Annotated in this window: 6 protein-coding genes and 1 pseudogene; 1 reads left to right on the top strand and 6 read right to left on the bottom strand. The window is 68.1% G+C overall.

Annotated elements, in window-relative coordinates; translation table 11 throughout:
• A partial coding sequence (locus Y704_RS18865) for a M1 family metallopeptidase (protein ID WP_162149364.1) occupies positions 1–843 on the top strand: 843 nt, incomplete at its 5' end.
• On the opposite strand, the gene Y704_RS18860 is transcribed toward Y704_RS18865, so the two are convergent.
• The 6 genes and pseudogenes from Y704_RS18860 to Y704_RS18850 form a co-directional block, all read right to left on the bottom strand.
• The gene (locus Y704_RS18860) at positions 764–1,492 is read right to left on the bottom strand and encodes a 4'-phosphopantetheinyl transferase family protein (RefSeq protein WP_051476675.1); all 729 of its coding nucleotides are present in this window, start codon (positions 1,490–1,492) and stop codon (positions 764–766) included. The genes Y704_RS18865 and Y704_RS18860 overlap by 80 nt on opposite strands.
• A gap of 47 nt (positions 1,493–1,539) precedes the next feature.
• Complete coding sequence (locus Y704_RS0104060; RefSeq protein ID WP_026549157.1) at positions 1,540–2,508, bottom strand: NUDIX hydrolase; 969 nt, start codon at positions 2,506–2,508, stop codon at positions 1,540–1,542.
• Positions 2,508–4,730, bottom strand: coding sequence for an RNA degradosome polyphosphate kinase (locus tag Y704_RS0104055; protein WP_035771563.1), 2,223 nt, complete (start codon positions 4,728–4,730; stop codon positions 2,508–2,510). Before Y704_RS0104055 ends, Y704_RS0104060 begins: the two co-directional genes overlap by 1 nt.
• A gap of 80 nt (positions 4,731–4,810) precedes the next feature.
• Positions 4,811–5,809, bottom strand: a complete 999-nt coding sequence (gene mshD / locus Y704_RS0104050; RefSeq protein WP_026549155.1) for a mycothiol synthase — start codon at positions 5,807–5,809, stop codon at positions 4,811–4,813.
• A gap of 216 nt (positions 5,810–6,025) precedes the next feature.
• A pseudogene (locus Y704_RS18855) lies at positions 6,026–6,445 on the bottom strand (transcriptional regulator); the annotation flags it as partial.
• A gap of 326 nt (positions 6,446–6,771) precedes the next feature.
• On the bottom strand, positions 6,772–7,189 hold a 418-nt coding region (locus Y704_RS18850), incomplete at its 5' end, for a winged helix-turn-helix domain-containing protein (protein ID WP_035771561.1).

Genomic DNA, 7,189 nt, shown 5'->3' with positions numbered 1-7,189 from the left:
GCCACCTACCTTGCGACGGTGCAGATCGGACGGTACAGCCTGGTGCCGCTCAATGACCCGGCGCAGCCCGTCGATCTGCCCATCCGGTCGGGTCCCCGCCGCCCCGGAACCCCGGTGCCCCAGTATGCAGCGGTTCCTCCTGCGCTCGTCCCCGCCGCGAGGACAGCCCTTGCGCGTCAGCGGGACATGATGACGGCCTTCGAGGAACACTTCGGCCCCTACCCCTTCCCGCAGTACCTGGTGGTGGTCGCGGATGATGAGCTGGAAATCCCCCTCGAGGCGCAGACGCTGTCGATTCTCGGCCGGAACCACCTTGACGAGGGGTGGGACGCCCAGCGGCTGATCGCCCACGAACTGGCCCATCAGTGGTTCGGGAACTCGCTCACCATCAGCCGCTGGCAGGACATCTGGCTGCAGGAGGGCTTCGCCTGCTACGCCGAGTGGCTGTGGTCGGAGGCGAGCGGCGGGGTGTCGGCGGATGATCACGCGTCCTCGGTCCACCAGAGGCTCACCCGCCTGCCCCAGGATCTCGTCATCGGTGATCCGGGCGCAGCTGACATGTTCGACGACCGCGTGTACAAGCGCGGTGCCCTTGCACTCCACGCACTCCGGGCCGCTGCCGGAGATGAGGCCTTCTTCGCTCTGCTGAGGGACTGGGTGGCGGAGTTCCGGCTGGCGTCGGTCACGACCGGTGATTTTCTTGCGTGCGCGGGCCGCAATCTGCCGGATGTCGATGCCGGGGCGGTGCTGGCGCCCTGGCTGTTTACCGGGAGTCTTCCCGCAGCACCGCGACGGCGGCAACAAATCCCGCCGGGAGCGGCAGTCCGCCGTCGGCTCCGGTGAGGTTCCGGATCCCGGGGTGCTGCAGGACATCGACTGCGGAGGGGCCGAGGCCCGCGAATCCGGTTCCTCGTGCCTTCACCAGGGCTTCCTTGCGCGTCCAGAGCTGAGCCCTCCTGCGGGGTACCCCGCGTGCGGACAACACTGAGAACGCACGCACCGCAGCGCGTTCAGCGGCAGTCAGGGCGACGTCGTCGAAGCCGTCGAATCCCGTCGCCGCAATCCGTTCGAGGTCAACCCCGAGACGGAGCATCGGATCGCCGGCCACGGCAGCGACGAGGACGAAGCCGCCGGAGCGGGAGAGGCTCACGGCTAGGGGAACCCGCCGGCCCTGCACCGTGTAGCCGGGCACCCCGTGATCGGACGGAGCCGCTCCGGGGCAGACCGGGCAGCGGTAGGAGGAGACCAGGGTGCGGGGTGCAACGCCCAGCAGTCCTGCAGCGACGGTCCTCTGGACATGCCGGCCGATGAGAAAGGAACGTCGCGCCGCATCGGAGTGGAACCGGTCCGCCCTCGTCCGTTCCTGGACGTCGATACCGTCGAGGAGCTCTGCCTCCGGCATCCCGGCGAGCGGACCGGTTCCGGCGTCGACGAGTCGCAGCGTGGGCTGCTGCCCGTGCGGGCCGTCACGCGGGGGGTGGGCGGACATCATGAGCCCATCCTGCCCCAGAGCCCGTGCCCTCGGCCGGACAATCCGGCTCAGTCGTCGTAGGCCCGGTACTGCTCCACCGACACGATCCGCCCGTGATTGGTGCTGCTCACCTGGCAGATCACGGCCTCGCCCGGTGAGAGATAGGGGTCATCGGTGGGAAGAAGTGCTGCCAGCTGCGCTGTCATGTGGGTGCGGAGCACCCCGAACACCAGGGGCAGCACCGGACGGTGGGTGCAGACGGCCACCGACTTCCGTTTGTCGAAGGCCTTCTCCACCGCTGAACGCGCCCGGCCCGGCCGGCGCGCGGCATCGCTCTCGGTCAGGGCATCGACCAGTTTGAGCTTGGCATTGTGCTTCGTGACGTAGGGGGAAACCGTCTGGACGCACCGTACCCAGGGGCTGCTGAGAATCCGCTCGGGTGCCCAGGCCTGGAGCAGCCTGCTCACCGCCACGGCCTGGCGACGGCCGGTAGCGGCCAGCGGGCGTTCACCCTCGGCCCGGCTCCAGGAGGACCGCGGCTGGGCCTTGGCATGCCGGACCACGAGGAGGGGCCAGGTGAGGAGGTCGTTCCGGGTGTGCGCGTCCACCAGCGCCTCGAGCGGCTCGATGTCCGACGGATTGCTCAGCATCCCGCGGGCCGTTTCCGGGCTGCACCACCGGATCCCGTCCGCCTCCTTGCCGTCCGGCACCGCTGTGGAACGCCCCGCGTGGGCAGCCCAGTAGTGCACCACTTTCGACCCGGCGGCCACGGCGTAGCGGATCGAGGGCAGGGGGAGCCCCAGCTGGACCCGCAGACCGATCTCCTCCGACGTCTCGCGGACCGCGCACTCCGGCGTCGTTTCGCCGGGGTCAAGCTTCCCCTTCGGCCAGGACCAGTCCTGGTACCGGGGTCGGTGGATCAGGAGAACCTCGAGTTTGCCCTTGTCGATGCGCCAGCACAGCGTTCCGGCAGCGACGATGTCGGGAGTTCCCCCGGGTATCGCAGCCGCCGTCCGGGCCTGCTCGGGTGTGGCCATCAACGCCGGGTGATCGAACGCTGGCGCGCGCGGGAGGCCAGCAACCAGGACTGCACGTCATTCAGGGGAGAGCCGTCCTCATGCTCGTGATGGCGGAACCAGCACCCGGTCTCGTCGAGGTGCCAGCTCGCCGTCGCCGGGTCCATGTACCGGTCCATCAGTGCCATGAGGTAGGCGATGTCCTCGGGGGCGCTGAGCTGGACGAGGGCCTCGACGCGCCGGTCGAGGTTACGGTGCATCATGTCCGCCGACCCGATGAACACTGCGGGGTCGCCGCCGTTGGCGAAGGCGAAAATGCGGGAGTGTTCGAGGAAGCGGCCAAGGACTGACCGAATGGTGATGTTCTCGCTGAGCCCGGGCACCCCGGGGCGCACCGAGCAGATCCCGCGGACGATGACGTCGACCTGGACCCCGGCCTGCGATGCACGGTACAGCGCGTCGATGATGGCCTCATCCACGATGGAGTTCACCTTGATGACCACGCGCGCGGCAAGGCCGGCCATGCGGTTCGCGATCTCCTTCTCGATCCGGTCGATCAGCCCCGAGCGGACCGACCGGGGTGCCACGAGGAGGCGCTTGAACGTGGACTTCGGGGCGTACCCGGACAGCTGGTTGAACAGGCGGGAGAGGTCCTCACCCACCTGGTCGCTGGCGGTCAGCAGCCCGAGGTCCTCGTAGTACCGGGCGGTACGGGGGTGATAGTTTCCGGTTCCGATGTGGCAGTAACGGCGCAGCCCGTCGATTTCCTGGCGCACCACGAGTGAGAGCTTGCAGTGCGTCTTCAGGCCCACGATCCCGTACACCACGTGGACGCCGGCCTGCTCGAGCTTCCGTGCCCAGGAGATGTTGGCCTGCTCGTCGAAGCGTGCCTTGATCTCCACGAGGGCGAGCACCTGCTTGCCGGCCTCGGCGGCGTCGATCAGCGCATCGACGATGGGGGAGTCGCCCGAGGTGCGGTACAGGGTCTGCTTGATGGCCTGCACCTTCGGATCGTTGGCGGCCTGCTCGAGGAACGCCTGTACCGATGTGGAGAAGGAATCGTACGGGTGGTGCAGCAGGATGTCCCGGCGCCGCATGGCGGCGAAGACGTTGGCCGCCTTGGACGTCTCGCTCTCATTGAGGTGGCGGCTCGTGTGGGGGACGTGCTTGGGATAGTGCAGCTCGCCGCGGTCGATCTTCCCGATCACACTGAGCCCGCGGAGATCCAGGGGTGCCGGCAGGTTGAAGACCTCGTCCTCCTCCACTCCCAGCTCCCGGGACAGCAGGGCGCGGATGCTCGGGTTGATGTCGGTGGTGACTTCGAGGCGCACGGGAGGCCCGAACCGGCGCCTCAGCAACTCCTTCTCGAGGGCCTGCAGGAGATTCTCGGCGTCGTCCTCCTCCACCTCGAGGTCCTCGTTCCGCGTGACGCGGAAGGTGTGGTGCTCCAGGACCTCCATGCCGGGGAACAGCTGGTCGAGGTGGACGGCAATGACTTCCTCGAGCGGGATGAAGCGCGCGATCCGTCCCGCGACGTTCCCGGCACGCGGTCCATCCACCGAGACCAGGCGGGGCAGCTGGTCGGGGACCTTCACACGGGCGAAGAATTCCTTCTCGCTGATGGGGTTGCGGACCACGACGGCGAGGTTGAGGGAGAGCCCGGAGATGTAGGGGAAGGGGTGGGCGGGGTCGACGGCGAGCGGCGTGAGGATGGGGAAGACCTTCTCCGCGAACAGTGTGCGCAGCTCTTCGCGGGCAGGGGAGTCCAGTTCCTCCCAGGTGGTGAGGTGGATCTTCTCCTCGGCCAGCGCCGGCCGGATCTGCTCGGCGAAGACCGCCGCGTGGCGCTGCTGGAGCCGGTAGCCGTCTGCCATGATCTTCTCGAGCTGCTCGATCGGGCTGAGGCCGCCCGCCGAAGGTACCGCGAGCCCTGTCGCGATGCGCCGCTTCAGGCCCGCGACGCGGACCATGAAGAACTCGTCGAGGTTCGAGGCGAAGATCGAGAGGAAACCGACGCGTTCCAGCAGGAACAGGTCCGGGTCTTCGGCCAGCTCAAGGACCCGCGCGTTGAAGTCGAGCCAGCTGATCTCGCGGTCGAGGAAGCGGTCCGGCCCGATATTGCCGGAGGGCACCAGGCTCGGGGCGAAGTCCGGGATGTCGATGCGGTCCTGGGTGGCCCGCGCCGGTGACGTTTCGGAGGAACCGTAGCGTGAGGGGACTCGGGCGGTGATCTCGGATTTCATGCTGTCTCCTGCGGTTCTCAACGGGCGTGGTGCGGTGTGAGGGCGCGCGCTGGAGCGGGTACGCCCAGCTCGAACCAACCTTACAAGCTGGGTGTGTCTTCGAGGCGTGAGTACATGACGTCGACGTCCCAGCGGGTGAATCCGAGCCTGCGGTACAGCGCGACGGCGGCGGTGTTGTCCGCGTCGACGTACAGCATGATGGCCTGGAGTCCGCGCCGGTGGAGGGAGTTGATGCCGGCGACCGTCAGGGCCTTTCCCAGGCCGCTGCCCTGCGCCCGCGGCGCGACTCCCACCACGTAGACCTCACCCATGGGGGGATGCGCACCCACCGCAGGATGCACCTTGGTCCAGTGGAATCCGAGCAGGCCGGGCTCGCCGGTGCGCTCGGCAAGCAGGAAGCCCTCCCGATCGAACCAGTCCTCGGCCATCCGTGCGCGAAGGTCCGCCAGTGTGGTGGCTCCCTGCTCGGGATGATGGGCAAACGCTGCGCGGTTCGTCTCCAGCCACGCCTCCTCGTCCTGGCCCGGAACGAAAGCGCGGAGCCGCACGCCCTCCGGCAGAACGACGTCCGGTGCCGCCTCCTCGAGGGCAGCCCGGGTCAACCGCATGCGCCACAGCTCCCTCACCGGTTTCAGGCCGAACCGGGCCCCCAGGTCCGCGGCGGCCGGGTGGTTCCCGTGTGACCATGCCTTCAGTCCTGGGATGTTCTCGGCGCGCACCGCCTCCGCCAGGGCCGTGCCCACTCCCTCGCCGCGGCAGTCGGGGGCCACGACCAGCTCCAGAACCCCGGATTCAGGGCCGGTGTCGGCAGTGGCCGCCGCGAGGCTGAGGACCGCCACCCCGGCGAGTTCGCCGTCGTCGCCCGCTTCGGCGCCGGGCCGTGCGGTGAGAACCAGCACGCGGGGCGCGCCGCTGTCGCGGGAGCGGAGGTTCACCAGGGTCTGTTCCGAGAGCGGCGGGTTGCCGTCCGCCTCCGCCGACGCCGAGGCGAGCGCGAGAATCTCCTCGAGTATCCGCGATTCCGGATGACCTTCGTTTCGGGTGACGGTCCAGGTGGGGTTCGAAGCAGTGGCGGTCATGCGCCCAGCCTAGTGCCCGGGAAGGCGGGAGAGCAGGCCGGTTTGGAAAGGGCGGACGCCGTGGGGTAACGTGGCTTCTCGTTCGAGGGGGATGCACCAGTGGGGTGCCCGCGATACGTTCGACCCGTATGTCCTCCACCAAAGCCGCACGGCAAAGCAACTGCGAAAAAGGAACCCCTCCGCTGGAGGGGTTCCTTTTTGTCCGAAACGGCAGTGTCAGGCGCTCACTCCGGAGGTGCGGCTCTCCGGGGTGCGGGTCAGTGTGAAGCGGTACCCGACGTTGCGCACCGTGCCGATGAGCTGTTCGTGGTCCGTACCGAGCTTGGCGCGCAGGCGCCGGACATGGACGTCGACGGTCCTCGTGCCTCCGTAATAGTCATATCCCCACACTTCGTGGAGCAGCTGGTCCCTCGTGAAGACCCGACCCGGATGCTGCGCAAGATACTTCAGGAGCTCGAACTCCTTGTAGGTGAGGTTGAGCGGCTCACCGTTGACCCTCGCCGTGTAGCTGGCCTCGTCGATCACCACACCCGAGGCGCGGATCTCGGTGCCCGTTGCCTCACCCGCAGCGGCGGACCGCGCAATGATCAGTCGCAGGCGCGCCTCCACCTCGGCGGGCCCGGCCGAGTCGAGGACGCCTCCGCCGACGCCGAGGCGAGCGCGAGAATCTCCTCGAGTATCCGCGATTCCGGATGACCTTCGTTTCGGGTGACGGTCCAGGTGGGGTTCGAAGCAGTGGCGGTCATGCGCCCAGCCTAGTGCCCGGGAAGGCGGGAGAGCAGGCCGGTTTGGAAAGGGCGGACGCCGTGGGGTAACGTGGCTTCTCGTTCGAGGGGGATGCACCAGTGGGGTGCCCGCGATACGTTCGACCCGTATGTCCTCCACCAAAGCCGCACGGCAAAGCAACTGCGAAAAAGGAACCCCTCCGCTGGAGGGGTTCCTTTTTGTCCGAAACGGCAGTGTCAGGCGCTCACTCCGGAGGTGCGGCTCTCCGGGGTGCGGGTCAGTGTGAAGCGGTACCCGACGTTGCGCACCGTGCCGATGAGCTGTTCGTGGTCCGTACCGAGCTTGGCGCGCAGGCGCCGGACATGGACGTCGACGGTCCTCGTGCCTCCGTAATAGTCATATCCCCACACTTCGTGGAGCAGCTGGTCCCTCGTGAAGACCCGACCCGGATGCTGCGCAAGATACTTCAGGAGCTCGAACTCCTTGTAGGTGAGGTTGAGCGGCTCACCGTTGACCCTCGCCGTGTAGCTGGCCTCGTCGATCACCACACCCGAGGCGCGGATCTCGGTGCCCGTTGCCTCACCCGCAGCGGCGGACCGCGCAATGATCAGTCGCAGGCGCGCCTCCACCTCGGCGGGCCCGGCCGAGTCGAGG

Source organism: Arthrobacter sp. Br18 (assembly GCF_000520555.1).
GTDB lineage: Bacteria > Actinomycetota > Actinomycetes > Actinomycetales > Micrococcaceae > Arthrobacter_D.
The sequence above is the reverse complement of the archived record's forward strand: the minus strand, read 5'-3'. Positions and strand labels throughout refer to the sequence as shown.